The organism is Paenibacillus sp. GP183, from assembly GCF_900104695.1.
Lineage (GTDB): Bacteria > Bacillota > Bacilli > Paenibacillales > NBRC-103111 > Paenibacillus_AI.
This window is the reverse complement of sequence record NZ_FNSW01000001.1, coordinates 4,417,834-4,435,007: the sequence shown is the minus strand read 5'-3', so window position 1 is coordinate 4,435,007 and position 17,174 is coordinate 4,417,834. Positions and strand designations below refer to the sequence as shown.

Genomic DNA, 17,174 nt, shown 5'->3' with positions numbered 1-17,174 from the left:
AAAAACTTATACTTTCTGATCAACTGAAAAAGGCCGTTCATGGATGAACAGCCTTTTCATTCGTTTTATGATTTGTTCATTTAAAAATCCTTGAAAAATCCTTCAACCTTGTGAGGTGCGTTTGCAGCATCTTCATCCGTTGAGCCTAACCAATCACGGATCATCGCCAGTAATTGAGCACTATTGACCGGCTTGGTAATGTAATCGGAAGCACCTGCTTCAAGACATTGCTCCCGATCACCCTTCATAGCCTTGGCGGTCAGCGCAATGATCGGCAGCTCCTGGAATTCCGGATTCTCCCGGATGGTGCGAGTTGTCTCATACCCATCCATGACCGGCATCATAATATCCATTAATACAATTTTGATATCCGGTGTCTCTTCCAAAATCTTGATCGCATCATGACCGTTCTCGGCAGCAATGACTTTCATTCCGTGACGTTCCAAAATGGTCGTCAATGCAAAAATATTACGGATATCGTCATCAACGACGAGCACTTTCTTGGTCTCGATCATCGCATCGGATTGATGAAGCTTGACAAGTGTTTCCTTGGAGCCATCCGGCAGATTCTCCGCTTTCCGATGGAGGAAAAGTGTCGTTTCATCCAATATTTGAATATTCGATTTCACTTCTTTGATTATCGCCGTTTTCATGAGTTCTTCGAGCTCATTTTCTTCCTCGGCAGACAGCTTCTTGCTGCGATTCAGGACGATGGGCCTGTATTTGTTTTTTGGATTTTTTTGCATTTCCCGCACAAATTGAGTTACCGTCATATCAGGCAAATCGATGTCAGCCAGCACACAATCAAAATCTTTTGATTTCAATTGATTCAATGCTTTGCGCCCCGTATCTACTGCTATGATTTTGATATCCTTGTAGTCGATCAGCTCCACGAATTGTTTCCGGCGCTCCACGTTGTTCACTGCGATAAGCAGAGTATGATGAGATTTATCCGAGAATTCATTGATCTTATTCAGTGCATTTTCCAGATCCTCTTTGCTTACCGGCTTGTAAATATAGTCATACACGCCTTTTTGCAAAAGTTGAATCTCATCTTCTTCCACGGTAATGACACAGACTGGAATATGGCGGACAGAAATATCATTTTTCAAATGTTCAATGACGAGCCATCCATCCGTGTCCTTCAGATGCAGATCCAAGGTTATCGCCGCAGGCTGGTATTTGTGCGCAAGCTCCAAAGCATCCGAGCCTTTATTGGTGATGATGACTTTGATTTCTTTTTTCCTCAGAGTATCCAGCAAAATTTCGTTGAATTTAAGATCATCTTCAATAACCAGGAAGACACGATCATTCGGTGAGATGTTATCTCTGTCATCGATAATTTCCTCATCCACATTCATAAAATTGCGGGTCCGTTTCGGAGGAGTCACATCAATGACTTCCGGCACATATTTGGCTTCCTCCTCCGGATCGAGGAAATCTCCATCCAGCGGCAGGTACAGGTTAAAGGTTGAGCCTTTTCCGACTACGCTGTAGAGCGTGATTTCGCCACCCAGCATGGAGGCTAATTCACGTGAAATAGCAAGACCTAATCCCGTACCGCCATATTCACGGTTCGTGCTTCCATCCGCTTGCTGGAAGGCTTCGAAAATAATTTGCTGCTTATCCTTGGAGATTCCGATGCCCGTGTCGCTGACGGAGAAGCAAAGCACCGATTGGGCTCGATTCAACGTTTCGTTATCCCTGCTCCATTCGTTCGTGGCTTGGCGAATAAGAAGCATGACGCGGCCCTTTTCCGTGAATTTGAAAGAATTGGAAAGCAGATTTTTGAGAATTTGCTGCAATCTCTTGCCGTCGGTGACAATTTTCTCCGGTACATTCGGTTCGAGTTTAATGACGTATTCGAGCTTCTTCTCATCAATCATATGACGGAAGGTGCGGTCTAATCCATCGGTTAATTCACTGATCGAGGTTTCGCTGTATTCGGCTGTAGTCGTGCCGGATTCAATCTTGGATAAATCCAGAATATCATTGATCAAACTAAGCAGCTCGTAGCCTGAATCTTGAATCGTTTTGGCGAATTTCACTTGAATCTCGGTCAGGTTCTCTTCCGGATTTTCCACCAGCTGTTCCGCAAGCAATAACAAGGAATTCAGCGGTGTTCTGAGTTCATGCGACATGTTGGCAAAAAACTGTGATTTGTACTTGGAGGTCACCACAAGCTGTTCTGCTTTTTCCTCCAGGAAGCGTTTGGCGACCTCGACCTCGTTGTTTTTGCTTTCCACTTCGGCTTTTTGGATAACAAGCAGCTTGGCTTTTTCCTCCAGCTCCTCGTTTGTGTTTTGCAGCTCCATTTGCTGGTTCTGCAGCTCTTCGGTCAAGGATTGGGACTGCATCAGCAGCTCCTCTGTTCGCTGGTTGGCCTGCATCGTGTTAATCACGATCCCAATGGATTCGGTCAGCTGATCCAGGAAGGCTAGATCAATTTCACTGAAAGGACGGAAGGAAGCGAGCTCAAGTACAGCCAGCACCTGATCTTCAAAGATAATCGGAAGCAGCACAATGTTAAGCGGCTTTCCTTCCCCCAAACCGGATGAAATGACCACATAATCAGAAGGTACATTGGTGAGCAAAATTCGTGAATTCTCAATTAAGCACTGGCCCACCAGGCCTTGCCCCTCCCTGAATTCGTTAGACAGATTCTTGCGCTGCTGATAGGCATAGCTGGCAAACAGCTTCAGTACGGCCTCGCCGTTCTGAGGCTCATTAATGTAGAAAACTCCATGCTGCATGGAAACCAGCGGCGCCAGCTCGGAAAGAATCATGCGGCAAACCGCATACAGATCTCTTTGGCCCTGCAGCAATCGGGAAAATTTGGCCAGGTTGGTCTTCAGCCAATCCTGCTCGGTATTGATGCGGGTCGTTTCCTTCAGGTTGCGAATCATCTCATTCATGTTATCCTTCAGCGTTGCCAATTCGCCTGCTGTGGCGACATCAATCGTTCTGGAGAGGTCACCCTTCGTCACCGCTGTCGCAACGTTCGTAATGGCTCGCACCTGAGTGGTCAATGTACTCGCCATATAGTTAACGTTATCGGTCAGATCGCGCCAAGTACCGGCTGCGCCTGGAACGTTCGCTTGTCCGCCCAGCTTACCTTCCGCTCCTACCTCGCGAGCCACGGTAGTAACCTGATCGGCGAAGGTAGCCAGCGTATCGATCATGTTATTGATCGTATCTGTAAGCTCTGCGATTTCACCTTTGGCTTCAACGTTCAGCTTCCTGTTCAAGTTACCGTTAGCAACGGCCGTAACGACCTTGGCGATGCCGCGCACTTGATCGGTCAGATTCGTCGCCATGATATTAACGTTATCGGTAAGATCCTTCCAGGTTCCGCCGACGCCGCGCACCTGCGCTTGCACGCCCAGCTTACCGTCCGTACCAACCTCGCGGGCAACCCTCGTAACCTCGGATGCGAAGGAGTTCAGTTGATCCACCATCGTATTGATGGTGTTCTTCAGTTCGAGCAGCTCACCTTTAACATCGACGGTGATTTTCTTGGACAAATCGCCGTTCGCAACCGCCGTCGTCACACCTGCGATATTACGCATCTGAATCGTCAGGTTGCTGGCCATATAGTTAACCGTATCCGTTAAGTCTTTCCATGTTCCGGATACGTCTTTTACGTCTGCTTGTGCGCCCAGCTTTCCTTCTGTCCCTACCTCGCGGGCTACGCGGGTTACCTCGGACGCGAAGTTGCTGAGCTGATCCACCATCGTATTGATCGTGCTTTTCAGCTGCAGCATTTCTCCCTTGACGTCAACGGTGATCTTTTTGCCCAGATCCCCCTTCGCAACCGCGGTTGTAACATCAGCGATATTACGCACCTGGTCGGTCAAATTGCTGGCCATGTAATTAACGCTTTCGGTAAGGTCTCTCCACGTCCCGCCGACCCCCTTAACCTGAGCTTGTCCGCCCAGCCTTCCTTCAGTACCAACCTCCCGCGCCACCCGCGTAACCTCGGACGCAAAGGTGGAGAGCTGGTCCACCATCGTATTGATCGTATTTTTCAGTTCGAACATTTCCCCTTGAACGTCGGCCGTAATCTTCTTCGACAGATCCCCGTTCGCAACAGCTGTTGTCACGACGGCGATATTACGCACCTGACCCGTCAAGTTGGAGGCCATATTGTTAACGCTCTCGGTCAAATCCCGCCATGTTCCGGCGACGCCTTTAACCTGAGCTTGTCCGCCGAGCATACCGAGCGTTCCTACCTCACGCGCCACACGCGTAACCTCGGAGGCAAACATGGAGAGCTGATCCACCATCGTATTGATCGTATTTTTCAATTCTAGAATTTCGCCTTTGGCGTTAACCGTAATCTGCTTAGATAGATCACCCTTCGCAACCGCGGTTGTAACCTCGGCGATGTTTCGCACTTGATCCGTCAATGTACCCGCCATGAGATTAACGTTGTCCGTCAAGTCCTTCCATGTACCGGATACGCCTTTAACATCAGCTTGTCCCCCGAGAATACCTTCCGTAGAAACCTCGCGCGCTACACGCGTAACCTCTGAAGCGAAGGTTGAAAGCTGCTCCACCATCGTATTGACCGTGCTCTTGAGCTGGAGCATTTCCCCTTTGACATCTACCGTGATCTTCTTGGATAGATCCCCGTTCGCAACGGCAGTCGTGACTTCGGCTATGTTCCGCACCTGATTCGTCAAATTGGTCGCCATCGAGTTAACGCTTTCTGTCAAATCGCGCCATGTACCGGCAACATCCGTAACCTCAGCTTGTCCGCCAAGGATCCCCTCGGTTCCAACCTCTCGAGCCATCCGTGTAACCTCGGAGGCGAAAGTCGAAAGCTGATCCACCATCGTATTGATCGTGATCTTTAGCTCAAACATTTCCCCTTGGACGTCGGCCGTAATTTTCTTCGATAAATCTCCGTTCGCAACCGCGGTTGTAACGACCGCGATGTTTCGCACCTGATCGGTCAAATTGCTCGCCATGTTATTAACGCTCTCGGTCAAGTCGCGCCATGTTCCGGAAACGTCCTTAACATCCGCTTGTCCGCCCAGCTTGCCTTCGGTACCAACCTCCCGAGCAACCCTTGTAACCTCGGAAGCAAAGGTGGAAAGCTGATCCACCATCGTATTGATTGTATTTTTCAGTTCAAGGAATTCGCCTTTCGCATTAACTGTAATTTGCTTGGATAAGTCCCCTTTTGCAACGGCTGTTGTAACTGCGGCGATATTACGCACCTGATCCGTCAAGTTGGAAGCCATGTTGTTAACGCTGTCCGTTAAATCCTTCCATGTGCCGGAAACACCTTTTACATCAGCTTGTCCGCCCAGCTTCCCGTCCGTACCTACCTCGCGTGCAACACGTGTAACCTCGGAAGCAAAAGTACTGAGTTGATTCACCATCATATTAATGTTATTGGCCGAACGCTGGAATTCCCCCGTCAAGGCTCTTCCTTCAAACTCAAGCTCTACCTTCTGGGACAGATCTCCCTGCGCAACGGCGTTGATAACACGAACCATTTCACTGGTTGGTTGAATCAAGTCAATAACGAGCCCATTCAGGGACTCAAAGACAGCTTCCCAAGAACCGCCTGTATTTTTGTGCGCAAATCTCCGGCTCAATTGCCCTTCTTTACCTACAACCTTGGCAACGGTCTGAACCTCGGTGACCAAGCTTTCCTGCATATCCATAATCTCATTAAAGGTATCCGCTACTTTTCCTGCTATACCGGTGTGATCATAAGGCATACGGTATGAAAAGTTCCCTTTTTTCAGAGCCATTAAAGCATTTAACAGTTCACCAGAATCTAGCTGGTCTTTCATAATTTCTTTGTTATTTTGCTCTTTTTCAGGCATTTTCTCTATCCTTTCTACTATATATTTGCTACTTCTATTTTACTACTTTATACAAAAACTGTCATTTATCAAAAGATTAAAATAGTCAGATATACCCCCGTTAACAGAATCATGCAAGACGTTTCGACAAAGTATTCTCTGTTTATATACCCAATTAGTAATGGGTTGAAACAGGTGTGAAAAAAATAAAAAATATCCGGTGGATGGTGATCTGCCGGATACTTTTTCAATTACATCTTAAACTGTTGAATCATCGACAAACGCAGTTCCCATGCCTTCGTGCTTAAATCCACCGGATACATTTCCGGGTTCAGCTTGCGCAAATACTCCGGCCAAAAAAAAGTCAGCTGAGCTCGATGGTGCGCCCGAATTTGCTGCAGATCAGGGAGATCAACCACCAGCTCGCCGCCTTTAAAAATAGGCGACAGCAAGGTCATCGCTTCATAATTCTCCATATATTTATGAATATATGGATGCAAGGGATCGAACAGCTTGATTCGCATTCCCTGCCGCACATCCTCCTCTTCCCTTAATGCAATGTAATCAGCTTCCGCTTTTCCCGTTTCTCTGTTTATGATGCGATAAACTTCTTTCACGCCGGGTGCTGATACCTTTTCGGGGTTCCCCGATATTTTAATGACCGGGATGTAAGCCCCGTCTTTCTCGCGCGCCACAAGCTTGTAGACCCCACCTAACGACGGCTGATCCTCGGCGGTGATCAGATGAGTGCCGACACCCCAAACGTCAATTTTCGCACCCTCTGCCTTGAGGTTGAAAATGATGTTCTCATCGAGTTCGTTCGATGCGACAATTTGAACATAGCTCAGGCCGGCAGCGTCCAGCATTTTTCTCGCGCCTTTGGACAGATACGCCAAGTCTCCGCTGTCCAGACGAATGGCATTCATGCGTTTGCCTTGCCCCTCCAGCCATTTGGCTGTTCGGATGGCGTTCGGAACTCCGCTTTTTAAAGTGTCATAGGTGTCTACCAGGAGGGTCACCTGATCGGGAAGAGCCTCCGCGTATTTCTGAAACGCTTCTGCTTCCGTATCATGGCCCTGAATCCAGCTGTGCGCATTCGTTCCTTTGGTCGGAATACCGAACAGCATGCCTGCTCGCAAATTGGAGGTCGCATCAAAGCCAGCGATGTAGGCCGCTCTTGCTCCCCATACCGCAGCATCGGCTTCCTGCGCTCGTCGAGTTCCAAACTCCAGAAGGATGTCGTTCAGAGTGATTTGCTTGATGCGCGATGCTTTTGTTGCGATCAGGGTCTGATAATTCAAGAAGTTCAGTATGGCCGTCTCCACCAATTGGGCTTCAAAAACCCTGGCCTCCACTCGAATGAGGGGCTCGTTCGCGAATACAACGGTTCCTTCCTGTACGCAGGATAGATCTCCGCTGAAGCGAAAGCTGCGCAGCTCATCAAGAAATTCAGTCTTGTAATTCTCCTCCTGCCGCTCCAAAAAGGCTATTTCTTCGTCGCCGAAGGACAAGCTGCGAATATAATCCACAATGCGCTGAAGCCCTGCAAACACGGCATATCCATTTCCGAAAGGGAGCTTGCGAAAATACCCCTCAAACACGGCTTTTTCCTGATGGGAACCATTTAGAAAATGGGCATACATCATATTAATTTGGTATTTATCCGTGTGCAGCGTCAGATTATCGTACGACATGGCTTTACCTCCCGATTTCTCCGTAGAACCTAATAGACGGCTGCATGCATAGAATTGTTTCATTTGGCTATTTTATTCAAACAATCCGTAATTGGGTTAATAAATAGAATTGGAGGTGTTTAAGATGACAGAACCGGAAAAGAAGCCGAGTCCTACTCCCGAAATTCCGCCTAAACAACCGCCTGAGGTTAAACCGGAGCCCGTTCCCGAGGTCAAACCGGTACCATCTCCCGAAATTAAGCCGGATGTGATTCCAGAGATCAAGCCTGAGGTCACACCGGAGGTCCCGCCGCAGGGGATACCTGAAATACCTGCAAATCCCGCTCCAGGAATACCAGAATTAATTTAAAAAACCATTAAAGCTGCCCTATTGCCATAAAGGTCTTCATCTTGAAGGCCTTTTTGTCATTTCCGTAAATATGTATTGCCCAGTGTTTCCAGATAGTGTATTTTGATTTTATCAGGCAGTCATAGAAATGGAAGTGGGCTTTATGCGCAAGGTTTCAATCCAGGTGGTGAATCCGGGGGATAAGCTGGCTCGTGATATTACGATGGATAACGGAAATGCTCTCCTTGTTTCAGGCAGGGAATTAAACACTGTTTTAATCCAAAGATTAAAAGCTCAAGGTATTGATACGGTTTACATAGAGGACAAGCTCACTGAAGACATCCGGCCTTTTGAAACCCTGAATGAAGAAACACGGCTGCGAACCATTCAGGCCATGCGACATTCCGTGACGCTGACCGAAGATCCAGTATTGGACGCACGTGCGGCTGTTCCCAAGCTCTCTTCCATATTCAGAGATGTATTCCGGGGATTATTAAACGACATCATGCAGCAAGGACCCATGCTGATTCATCTTGCCGATCTCTTTGTGACGGATGATTACTTGTTTCATCAAGCCATCAATGTCACCGCTTTATCGATCATTGTCGGCGTATCCAAAGGCTATAGCGAGAAACAGCTGGAGGAACTCGGTATCGGTGCGCTGCTAGCGGACATCGGTATGGTGAAGCTGCCTAAGTCGCTTTGGAATAAGCAATCGTCGCTTTCTGCTGAAGAGCGGGAGCAGCTCCGCAGGCATCCGGAGGAAGGATATTTGTTCCTGCGCAAGCAGGAGGATATCAGCATGCTTTCCGCGCTGTGCGCCAGACAGCATCATGAGCGCTATGACGGCAAAGGATATCCGCACGGATTAAAAGAGGACGAAATTCACGAATATGCCCAAATCATTGCGATAGCTGACGTTTACTCGGCGCTCACCTCTACACGAATGCACCGCCAGCGCTATACACCCGGAGAAGCTCTGGAATACTTATATGGGGCGGGCAATTCGCAGTTTTCATTAAGCTTGCTGCAATTATTTACCTCACAGGTTGCAGTCTCTCCGGTTGCATCCACCGTGCTGCTCAATACGGGCCAACTTGGCGTTATAGCCGAAGTAAAGCCCTCGCTCGTCACCCGTCCCATCGTCCGAATCATCCGCGAATCCGATGGATCAACAGCCCAGCTTCAGCGAAATCTCGATTTGAGCCTGCAGCATAATGTAACCATCGTCAATTTGGTGTAGCCGCTGGCTTTCACCAATATTCAGGCTGATCTTCTTCAGCGATACTTTGCAGATCAAGTACTTGGATACTATAAATCGGATAATGCCGGGATAGGGCATGCTGCCGGGCAAGCTCTTTCATATATTTTGGGGAGCCGACTTGTTCCTCGTCATACACAAGGATGATGCCGTCCGTGTTCCGCAGTAAAAATTTATTTTTCTCGGCGAACTGCCAAGGGCCTGAGTATTTACTTTTCGTAACGCTGTTTGTATAATTTGCCTGCTGAATCACGCTTTGGTACAAGCGTTTCTTTTCATCAGACCAGTTCTCGTCTTGCTCCAAAAAAGGCGTAATGACAGCTAATCGAAGGCTTTCATAAGTACTCTTCAGCTCCAGTACCGCCTCTGCGGCCCACAGCTCTACACCCCACTGTCCACTGACGACGATCCATTCCAGACCCTCATCCAGCAAGGCAATGACTTGCTTTTTGATCGCTTTTTTGATAACTTCAATACCCGGGTGCTTGAGCGAAAAAATGCCCAATTCCGTCGCCTTGTAACCCGTAATTAAAACACTCTTCACTGATTGAACACCCCTAAACCCTATATGTCGCCAGGCTGGTTGATTTCATTATATACTTATAAGGAGCACACATCCATGATTACCGAACCCTACAGAGACACTTTTACGGGCGGGCGCATCCTGATCATGACCGCTGTTGCGGTCGAGCAGGAAGCGGTACTGCGCGGGCTGCAAGGCGACAACAGGTTTGACGTCCTGCTTGCAGGCGTCGGACCGGCTTCAGCAGCGGCCCGCACAGCTGCAGCGCTGACCACCGCCGACTACGGCTTGGTGGTGAGCGCCGGAATCGGCGGCGGCTTCATGGGACAAGCCGCCGTCGGCACTTTGGCGGTGGCGAACAGAATTGTCGCCGCCGATCTGGGCGCAGAGACTGCTGAAGGCTTCAGCAGTCTGGAGGAGCTGGGCTTCGGCTCCGCCAGCATCGAGGCAGATGCCGCGATGGCGAGGCGGGTCGCCGAAGCAATGGAAGCGTCCGGGCTGCAGGTCCGGACGGGGCCTGTACTGACCATGTCGACCGTGACAGGGTCAGCCGCGACTGCGGCGAAGCTGGCGGTCCGGGTGCCGGGCGCAGTCGCGGAAGCGATGGAGGGCTTCGGCGTGGCCACCGCAGCCGCCCATCGCGGCATCGCGGTTTTGGAAATCCGCGCGATTTCCAACCCGGTCGGTCCTCGCGACCGAGCCGCCTGGCGGATCGGTGAAGCCTTGGCCGCATTGGAAGCGGCGAGTAAAATATTAATGGAGGTTTTAGGATGACCCTGAAGATAGCTTTTTCCCCATGTCCCAATGACACTTTTGTTTTTCATGCCTGGGTTCACGGGCTGATTCCCGGCGCACCGCAGCTTGACGTCTTATATGCCGACATTGATGTTACCAATACTCTGGCAGCCGGTACGTCGAGCGGGCTTGATGTGCTCAAGATCTCGTATGCCGCCTTGCCATGGGTCTTGTCCGAATATGCGTTGCTGCCTTGCGGGGGAGCATTGGGCAGGGGCTGCGGACCGCTGGTTTTGACCCAAAGCGGCGGCGCTGCCTCCAGCTCCCAGGATCCGTCAGCGTTGGCGGGCAAACGAGTGGCCGTGCCCAGCGAGCGATCCACCGCCTACCTGCTGTTCCGGTTGTGGGCGGCCCAGAATGTGCCGGGTGGCGTAGGCGAGATCGTGGTTATGCCTTTTCATGAGATCATGCCTGCGGTACGCGATGGTTTGATCGATGCCGGGCTGGTGATTCACGAAGCGCGCTTCACTTACCCTGCATACGGGCTGACCCTGATGACCGACCTCGGCAGCTGGTGGGAAGCCGATACGGGTTTGCCGATTCCGCTGGGTGCGATTGTCGCCCGGAGATCCTTGGACCTGGATGCGATTGCGGGCTATATCCGCACTTCGGTTGAACAGGCATGGGCACAACCGGCGTTGTCCAAGCAATATGTGATGAGCCACTCACAAGAGCTGGCTCCGGAAGTGGCGCAGGCGCACATCGAGCTGTACGTGAACGAATTCACGGCCAATTTGGGCGATAGCGGATATGCAGCAGTTACCGCTTTGCTGAGTCGAGCCGCGCAGGAAGGGCTTGTGCCTGAGATCGATTGGGCGAAGCTGCGGTGAATGACATGAAAAAGAGCCAAACCAGATAGCGGTTTGTCTCTTTTTTTTGTGCTGCCGCAGGTCCATATCTGCGATTAAAGCAAATCCCATACCTGCTTGCCAATCAAAAGCAAGCTAATGCCGATAAACAAAGGCTTCACATAGCGAGCACCTTGACGGATCGCAACCTGCGAGCCGATAAGGGAACCTGCAATCATCGCAGCCGCCAGCGGCAAGCCGATTTGGTAATTGACCGATCCGAGCAGAATGAAGGTCACCAGGCTTGCGAAGTTGCTGGCAAAATTGAGCACCTTAGCATTCCCTGCGGCATTGACAAAATCAAATCCCAGCAGCAAAAAGGTGAAGATCAGGAACGACCCGGTTCCCGGTCCAAAGAAGCCATCATAACCGCCCAAGAAAAGCGCCGCAAGGGCCATATAGACCCCCGATTTGGCGGACAGCTTCTGATAGGTGGTGATTTCCCCCCAGTTTTTGCGAAAAAGGGTGTAAATCGTAACGGCAATCAGCAGCACGATGACGAGCGGCTTTAGCGAAGCGGACGGGATTTTCTGCAGAATCAGCGTACCGGCCGCGGCTCCGACGAGCGCCAGGGGAAATAGTCCCCGGACGAGCTTCAGATCTATTTTACCCGAACGCAAAAATGATAAGGTACTGGTTAGAGCAGATAAGGTCCCCCCCAGTTTATTCGTTCCAAGCGCCAAATGTGGAGGCATGCCCGTCATGAGCAGAACCGGGATTGAAATCATCCCTCCGCCTCCGACGACAGAATCTACAAATGCTGCCAGAAAGCCCCCGGTTATCACGAGAAGCAGCATGTCCCAAGTTACATTTTCCAAAGTCTAAGACTCCTCTAGTTAGTTTATGCGAACCTCCAGGCGCTTGGCGATCCGCGATAATGTGAAATTGGTCAGGAAATACAGCAGAGCTGCAGCAAGTAAAGCTGGGATCGTATAATCAAAATGCTGGGCAGCAATGATTTTGGATTGATTCATGAGCTCCGGCAAGCTGATGATGACCGCGAGTGAAGTGTCTTTCACCAGTGAGATGAACTGGCTCACGATGGGCGGCACCATTCGCCGCAAAGCCTGAGGCAGCACGATATGCCACAGCGTCTGAAAGCTGCTCAGACCTGACGAGCGTGCGGCTTCGATCTGGCCTTTGTCCACGGAACGCAGCCCGCCTCTGACGATTTCTGCAATCATCGCACTTTCGAATACGGTTAAGGCAGCAACTGCCGACCAGAAGATACTGATCTTGATCCCTACCTCCGGAAGTGCAAATCGGGTGAAGAAAATAATTAACAAGAGCGGCAGATTGCGAATCATCTCCACGAGAAATGCCAAGATCCTGGAGATAATCGGCACCTTCGAGTAGCGGACCGTTCCAACGATACAGCCAATGATGAAGCTGAGCACGATCGAAAGGGCCGCAACCTCCAAAGTAATCAAAAAGCCTTGCAGCAAAAATTTGAGATAAGCAGGCTGATAAGCATCAGTAAAATTCATGGCTCTCCTCCTTATCCCGATTTAGCCAGGCGGCGTTCCAACAGGCCCGACGCGTAACTGAGCGGAATGGTCAGGATCAAGTAAAACAATCCGACGATGATATAGGTGTCGAATGTGATGAATGTTTCGGCTTCCACTTTCTCTCCAAAATACATCAAATCCAGACCAGCCACAACGCTAAGAATCGATGAGTTTTTCACCAGGTTGAGAAACTGGTTGCTGATCGGCGGAACGACAATCTTGATCGCTTGCGGAAGAATGACATTCAGCATAGCCTGCCCATAGGTTAGCCCGGATGCTCTTGCCGCTTCCATCTGCCCCTTGGGTACGGACATGATGCCCGCCCTGATCGCCTCGGCGATGTAAGAAGCTGTATACACAATCAGGCCAAGTGTTCCACAAATAAAGCCGCTCATGGTTATTCCTAACGAAGGCAGACCGAGATAGAACGCATAGACAACCAGTAATAGCGGGATGTTGCGGATAAATTCCACATAAATGGTTCCGACCCAGTTCAGCGGCTTGAATGGAGCTATCCGCATGACAGCTAAGAGCGTACCCAGCAGGAAGCTTCCAATCAGGGCAAGCACACTGGCCAATATCGTATGGTAAAATCCTCTCAAAAATAAATCGTAATAATTGATCAGGACGGAAAAGTTAAGCATCCCCGATTTTCACATCCTTTCTCTCTATCCGTACATCTATTTATTTCTTGGGCTTCTCGCCGATCCACTGCTCGTAAGTCTTATCGTAAGTCCCATTGTCTTTGATCTCTTTCAAAAAGGCGTTAACGTAGGTAACGAACTCAGTTTGGCCCTTCTTAATGGCGATACCGTAAGGCTCATCGGTAAAGTTGTCACCGACAACTACATAGTTAGGATCTTGTTTCATCATACCGTAAAGGATGGCGTTATCTGTTGTCAGCACGTCGCCTTGACCGGCTTTCAATGCTGTGAAAGCATCTTGATAATTAGCAAATTCCAGTACTTCGCACTCCGGTGCTTTCTCTTTGATGTTTTTCACGGAAGTAGAACCCTTGGCGCCCAAGACCTTGGTACCTTTCTTCACATCAGCAATAGATTTGATCGGGCTGCCTTTTTTGACCAGCAGCGATTGTCCGGCTTTGAAATAAACGTCTGTGAAGTCAACTTGCTGCTTGCGTTCTTCGTTGATGGTCATGGTTGCGATAATCATATCAATATCCCCGTTGTTCAACATCGGGATCCGTGTCTGCGAGGTAACTTCCTTCAACTCGAGCTTGGACTCGTCGCCAAATATTTTCTTGGCCAGCGCTTTGGCAATGTCAATATCGAAGCCTTCCACTTTGTTTGTAATGGGATCTTTCAGACCAAACAATTTCGTGTCGAACTTGACACCTGCAACCAGCTTGCCGCGCTTCTTGATTTCTTCCAATTTGGCGCCGGAAGCAGTAGTTCCGCCGGATGGACTGGCCGATGGAGCTACACTGGCCGCCGGTGTTGCAGTTGGGGTTGCAGTTGGAGCCGCAGAGGATCCTCCGGCATTCGTTCCCGCAGTGTTCTTGCCGCATGCTGCGAGTGCCAGCAGCACCATCATCATAACCAAGCTAAGACTCATGAACTTTCTTGTTTGTTTCATTGAAAATTTCCCCTCTCCAATTGTTTTTTTAATGATTGATCAAACGGCTAAGGAACAGCTTCGCCCGCTCTTCCCGCGGATTGTCAAAGAAGTCATCCGGCTTCGCTTCCTCGACAATGCGGCCTTGGTCCATAAAGACGACGCGATCCGCGACCTCCCTGGCAAAGCCCATTTCGTGCGTGACTACAACCATGGTCATTCCTTCTTTGGCGAGTGTCTTCATGACGTCGAGCACTTCGCCGATCATTTCCGGATCGAGCGCCGAGGTCGGCTCATCGAACAGCATGATCTTCGGTTTCATAGCCAGCCCTCTTGCGATGGCAACCCGCTGCTGCTGTCCACCAGAAAGATTGGACGGAAATACATCCGCCTTCTCCGGGATGCCGACCTTCTCGAGGTACAGCATTGCGGTTTCTTTCGCTTGCTTCTCGGACACCCCCAGCACTTTAATCGGTGCCAAGGTGATGTTGTCAATGACCCTCTTATGCGGATACAGATTGAAATGCTGGAATACCATGCCAATATCCTGCCGCAGCTTGTTGATATTAGTTTTCTTGTCACCTACATTTGCCCCGTTTACAGTCAGCTCTCCGCCCGAGATGGACTCGAGCCGATTGATACACCGCAGCAGGGTGCTTTTCCCCGAGCCCGAAGGCCCAATGACAACTACGACCTCGCCTTGAGCAATTTCCATATTGATGTCCTGCAAGACGTGAAACTGTCCATAATATTTGTTTACCTGCCGAAATGATATCATCGACAATCCCCCCATCTATTTGACATATTCGACCGTCGGTTGAAAAAATCCTTTTTGTACAAGAAAGTTTGAATATCCTAAAGACATTACCCATAAAATGAATCCGTAAATCACCTTAGAATGGTATAATGAAAGAATACAAGTCTATGAGAGTGAGATGTAACATGGAAAAAAACGAAAAATATCTGGGTGATATTTCGATTTTCGCGGATCGACATCAGATGATAAAAATCGTCAATAAATCGATGTTTACTTTCCTCAAATATGCGGAGGATGATCTGATCGGTGAACCCATTCAGAAGCTCTTACCTCATTATAATTTAAATTCGATTGTCGTGGATCATCGCGATTATATTCCATTTACGGATACACTTCTTGTGAACGCTTATGAAGATGAAATCCCTATTTGCGCTGCGGCATCTGCTTTCTATGATCAACATGGAGACTTGAACGGCATCTGGATCTTGCTGCAGGATATCAGCAGTCAAAACCAGGAACGAATTCCGCTCACCGATATAGAAAACCGGTATAAGGCGATGACTGATTATTCGCTGGATGCCGTAATTGTCATTAATTCCTCCAATCTCGTGATCGAATGGAACCAGCGGGCTGAAGCACTTTTTGGTTGGAGCAAGGAAGAAGCGTTAGACCGTGAGCTATCCGGTTTAATTGTTCCTGAAGCGGTACGGGAAGCGCACCGCAACGGGATTAAACGATTTATGGCAACTGGCCAGGCGAAGATACTCAATCAACGGATCGAGATCAACGCCATGCATCGCGACGGGCATGAATTTCCGGTAGAATTGACAGTAACTCCGATTAAATGGGGAGATACGTTTCTGTTCTCTTCATTCGTCAGGGACATCTCGCTTCGCAAGGAGTTTGAACAGCAGTTATTGCTAGCTAAAGAAGCTGCCGAGAGCGCGAATCGGGGGAAAAGCCTGTTTTTGGCGACTATGAGCCATGAGATTCGTACGCCGTTAAATGGAATCGTGGGCATGACCCAGTTATTACAGGAAACCCGGCTTGAACATCAGCAGAGAGAATATGTCAACATGCTTTCACACAGCACCAATGCGCTGCTCTCGATTATCAATGATATTCTTGATTTTTCCAAAATAGAATCCGGCATGGTTGAGCTGGAACAGCGAGCCTTTGATCTCCAGGAATTAATTAAAGAAGTATTTGCTATCCTCTCCTCATCGATTAACGAAAAAGAAATAGAAGTGTCTTACACGCTCTCTTCCGATGTTCCGCTCACTTTGGTCGGGGATAGCACACGGCTAAGACAAATTCTGCTCAATATCATGGGAAATGCAGTTAAGTTTACGCATCACGGTTACATCAGATTGGCCGTTGAGCCTGCAGGGGGCCGGAAGTTGAAAATTATTATTTCAGATACCGGCATCGGCATAGAACTAACCAAGAGAGATCAGCTATTTAAACCATTCTCCCAACTGGATGCATCCACGACGCGCGACTTCGGAGGAACAGGATTAGGGCTTGCTATCAGCAAAAGCTTAGTAGAGTTGATGGGTGGAGAAATTTGGTTAGAGGAGGACGGAAAGCCAGGTGCCACTTTTGCATTTACGATGCAATATATGCCCCATGACGATAACCAGATCTTATCCGGTACGGCTATCAATAACGTGCTGAATTTCCCTAAACAGTCTAATCTCTCCATCCTGGTAGCAGAGGATAATGAAATCAATCAAATCGTTTTGGTCAAAATCCTCCAAAAACACGGCTACCGGGCAGATGTGGTGGAATCCGGGGATCAAGTTTTGGAAGCGGTGAGAAAGAAAAGCTACGATCTCATACTAATGGACGTGAATATGCCCATTTTGGACGGTGTTCAGACTACTCAGCAAATAAGAAAGCTTCTGCCTTTTGCCGATCAGCCCAAAATTGTGGCCGTAACTGCTAATGCTTTCAAATCCGATAAAGACCATTATTTAGCCATCGGCATGGATGATTATATCAGTAAGCCGATCCAGCGCGAGGAATTACTGCGGATTCTCAAAAACGTGGAAGGCAAATAA

At 49.1% G+C, this 17,174-nt stretch carries 13 protein-coding genes; 5 read left to right on the top strand and 8 right to left on the bottom strand.

Annotation, left to right across the window (positions count from 1 at the left end; genetic code table 11):
* Nucleotides 1-80: 80 nt before the first annotated feature.
* Nucleotides 81-5,843: a HAMP domain-containing protein gene (locus BLV33_RS21840; RefSeq protein ID WP_090796827.1), complete on the bottom strand. Its 5,763-nt coding sequence runs from the start codon at nucleotides 5,841-5,843 to the stop codon at nucleotides 81-83.
* Nucleotides 5,844-6,073: 230 nt separating this feature from the next.
* Nucleotides 6,074-7,516 (bottom strand): nicotinate phosphoribosyltransferase, encoded by a 1,443-nt coding sequence (locus BLV33_RS21835; RefSeq protein ID WP_090796824.1) that lies wholly within the window; start codon nucleotides 7,514-7,516, stop codon nucleotides 6,074-6,076.
* 124 nt (nucleotides 7,517-7,640) lie between these two features.
* Between BLV33_RS21835 and BLV33_RS29470 the strand changes: the two genes are divergently transcribed.
* On the top strand, nucleotides 7,641-7,865 hold the full coding sequence (locus tag BLV33_RS29470; protein WP_171909246.1) for a hypothetical protein: 225 nt from the start codon (nucleotides 7,641-7,643) through the stop codon (nucleotides 7,863-7,865).
* A 142-nt stretch (nucleotides 7,866-8,007) separates the two neighbouring features.
* Nucleotides 8,008-9,087 carry an HD-GYP domain-containing protein gene (locus BLV33_RS21825; protein WP_171909245.1) on the top strand — a complete coding sequence of 360 codons (1,080 nt, stop codon included), beginning with the start codon at nucleotides 8,008-8,010 and terminating at the stop codon, nucleotides 9,085-9,087.
* Nucleotides 9,088-9,097: 10 nt separating this feature from the next.
* On the opposite strand, the gene BLV33_RS21820 is transcribed toward BLV33_RS21825, so the two are convergent.
* Nucleotides 9,098-9,649 (bottom strand): SLOG family protein, encoded by a 552-nt coding sequence (locus BLV33_RS21820; RefSeq protein ID WP_090796814.1) that lies wholly within the window; start codon nucleotides 9,647-9,649, stop codon nucleotides 9,098-9,100.
* A gap of 75 nt (nucleotides 9,650-9,724) precedes the next feature.
* On the opposite strand from BLV33_RS21820, the gene BLV33_RS21815 reads away from it, so the two are divergent.
* Together BLV33_RS21815 and BLV33_RS21810 are read left to right on the top strand one after the other, a co-directional pair.
* A complete protein-coding gene (locus BLV33_RS21815; RefSeq protein ID WP_090796810.1) occupies nucleotides 9,725-10,402 on the top strand; it encodes a futalosine hydrolase in 678 nt (225 codons plus the stop codon).
* A gap of 2 nt (nucleotides 10,403-10,404) precedes the next feature.
* Entirely contained in the window at nucleotides 10,405-11,253 is an 849-nt protein-coding gene (locus BLV33_RS21810; RefSeq protein WP_090799135.1) for a 1,4-dihydroxy-6-naphtoate synthase, read from the top strand.
* 74 nt (nucleotides 11,254-11,327) lie between these two features.
* On the opposite strand, the gene BLV33_RS21805 is transcribed toward BLV33_RS21810, so the two are convergent.
* The 5 genes from BLV33_RS21805 to BLV33_RS21785 are packed head-to-tail and all read right to left on the bottom strand — an operon-like array spanning nucleotide 11,328 to nucleotide 15,132.
* A complete protein-coding gene (locus BLV33_RS21805) occupies nucleotides 11,328-12,089 on the bottom strand; it encodes a sulfite exporter TauE/SafE family protein (RefSeq protein WP_090796806.1) in 762 nt (253 codons plus the stop codon).
* Nucleotides 12,090-12,107: 18 nt separating this feature from the next.
* Entirely contained in the window at nucleotides 12,108-12,758 is a 651-nt protein-coding gene (locus BLV33_RS21800) for an amino acid ABC transporter permease (RefSeq protein WP_090796804.1), read from the bottom strand.
* An 11-nt stretch (nucleotides 12,759-12,769) separates the two neighbouring features.
* Entirely contained in the window at nucleotides 12,770-13,423 is a 654-nt protein-coding gene (locus tag BLV33_RS21795) for an amino acid ABC transporter permease (RefSeq protein ID WP_090796800.1), read from the bottom strand.
* Nucleotides 13,424-13,463: 40 nt separating this feature from the next.
* Nucleotides 13,464-14,375 carry a glutamate ABC transporter substrate-binding protein gene (locus BLV33_RS21790; RefSeq protein WP_253187130.1) on the bottom strand — a complete coding sequence of 304 codons (912 nt, stop codon included), beginning with the start codon at nucleotides 14,373-14,375 and terminating at the stop codon, nucleotides 13,464-13,466.
* Nucleotides 14,376-14,403: 28 nt separating this feature from the next.
* Nucleotides 14,404-15,132 (bottom strand): amino acid ABC transporter ATP-binding protein, encoded by a 729-nt coding sequence (locus BLV33_RS21785; RefSeq protein WP_090796797.1) that lies wholly within the window; start codon nucleotides 15,130-15,132, stop codon nucleotides 14,404-14,406.
* A 164-nt stretch (nucleotides 15,133-15,296) separates the two neighbouring features.
* On the opposite strand from BLV33_RS21785, the gene BLV33_RS21780 reads away from it, so the two are divergent.
* Nucleotides 15,297-17,174, top strand: a complete 1,878-nt coding sequence (locus BLV33_RS21780) for a PAS domain-containing hybrid sensor histidine kinase/response regulator (RefSeq protein WP_171909244.1) — start codon at nucleotides 15,297-15,299, stop codon at nucleotides 17,172-17,174.

Coding starts and splice junctions, on each gene's coding strand:
- BLV33_RS21840 (WP_090796827.1), bottom strand. CDS start 5,843: ATGCCTGAAAAAGAGCAAAATAACAAAGAAATTATGAAAGACCAGCTA.
- BLV33_RS21835 (WP_090796824.1), bottom strand. CDS start 7,516: ATGTCGTACGATAATCTGACGCTGCACACGGATAAATACCAAATTAAT.
- BLV33_RS29470 (WP_171909246.1), top strand. CDS start 7,641: ATGACAGAACCGGAAAAGAAGCCGAGTCCTACTCCCGAAATTCCGCCT.
- BLV33_RS21825 (WP_171909245.1), top strand. CDS start 8,008: ATGCGCAAGGTTTCAATCCAGGTGGTGAATCCGGGGGATAAGCTGGCT.
- BLV33_RS21815 (WP_090796810.1), top strand. CDS start 9,725: ATGATTACCGAACCCTACAGAGACACTTTTACGGGCGGGCGCATCCTG.
- BLV33_RS21800 (WP_090796804.1), bottom strand. CDS start 12,758: ATGAATTTTACTGATGCTTATCAGCCTGCTTATCTCAAATTTTTGCTG.
- BLV33_RS21795 (WP_090796800.1), bottom strand. CDS start 13,423: ATGCTTAACTTTTCCGTCCTGATCAATTATTACGATTTATTTTTGAGA.
- BLV33_RS21790 (WP_253187130.1), bottom strand. CDS start 14,375: ATGAAACAAACAAGAAAGTTCATGAGTCTTAGCTTGGTTATGATGATG.
- BLV33_RS21785 (WP_090796797.1), bottom strand. CDS start 15,132: ATGATATCATTTCGGCAGGTAAACAAATATTATGGACAGTTTCACGTC.
- BLV33_RS21780 (WP_171909244.1), top strand. CDS start 15,297: ATGGAAAAAAACGAAAAATATCTGGGTGATATTTCGATTTTCGCGGAT.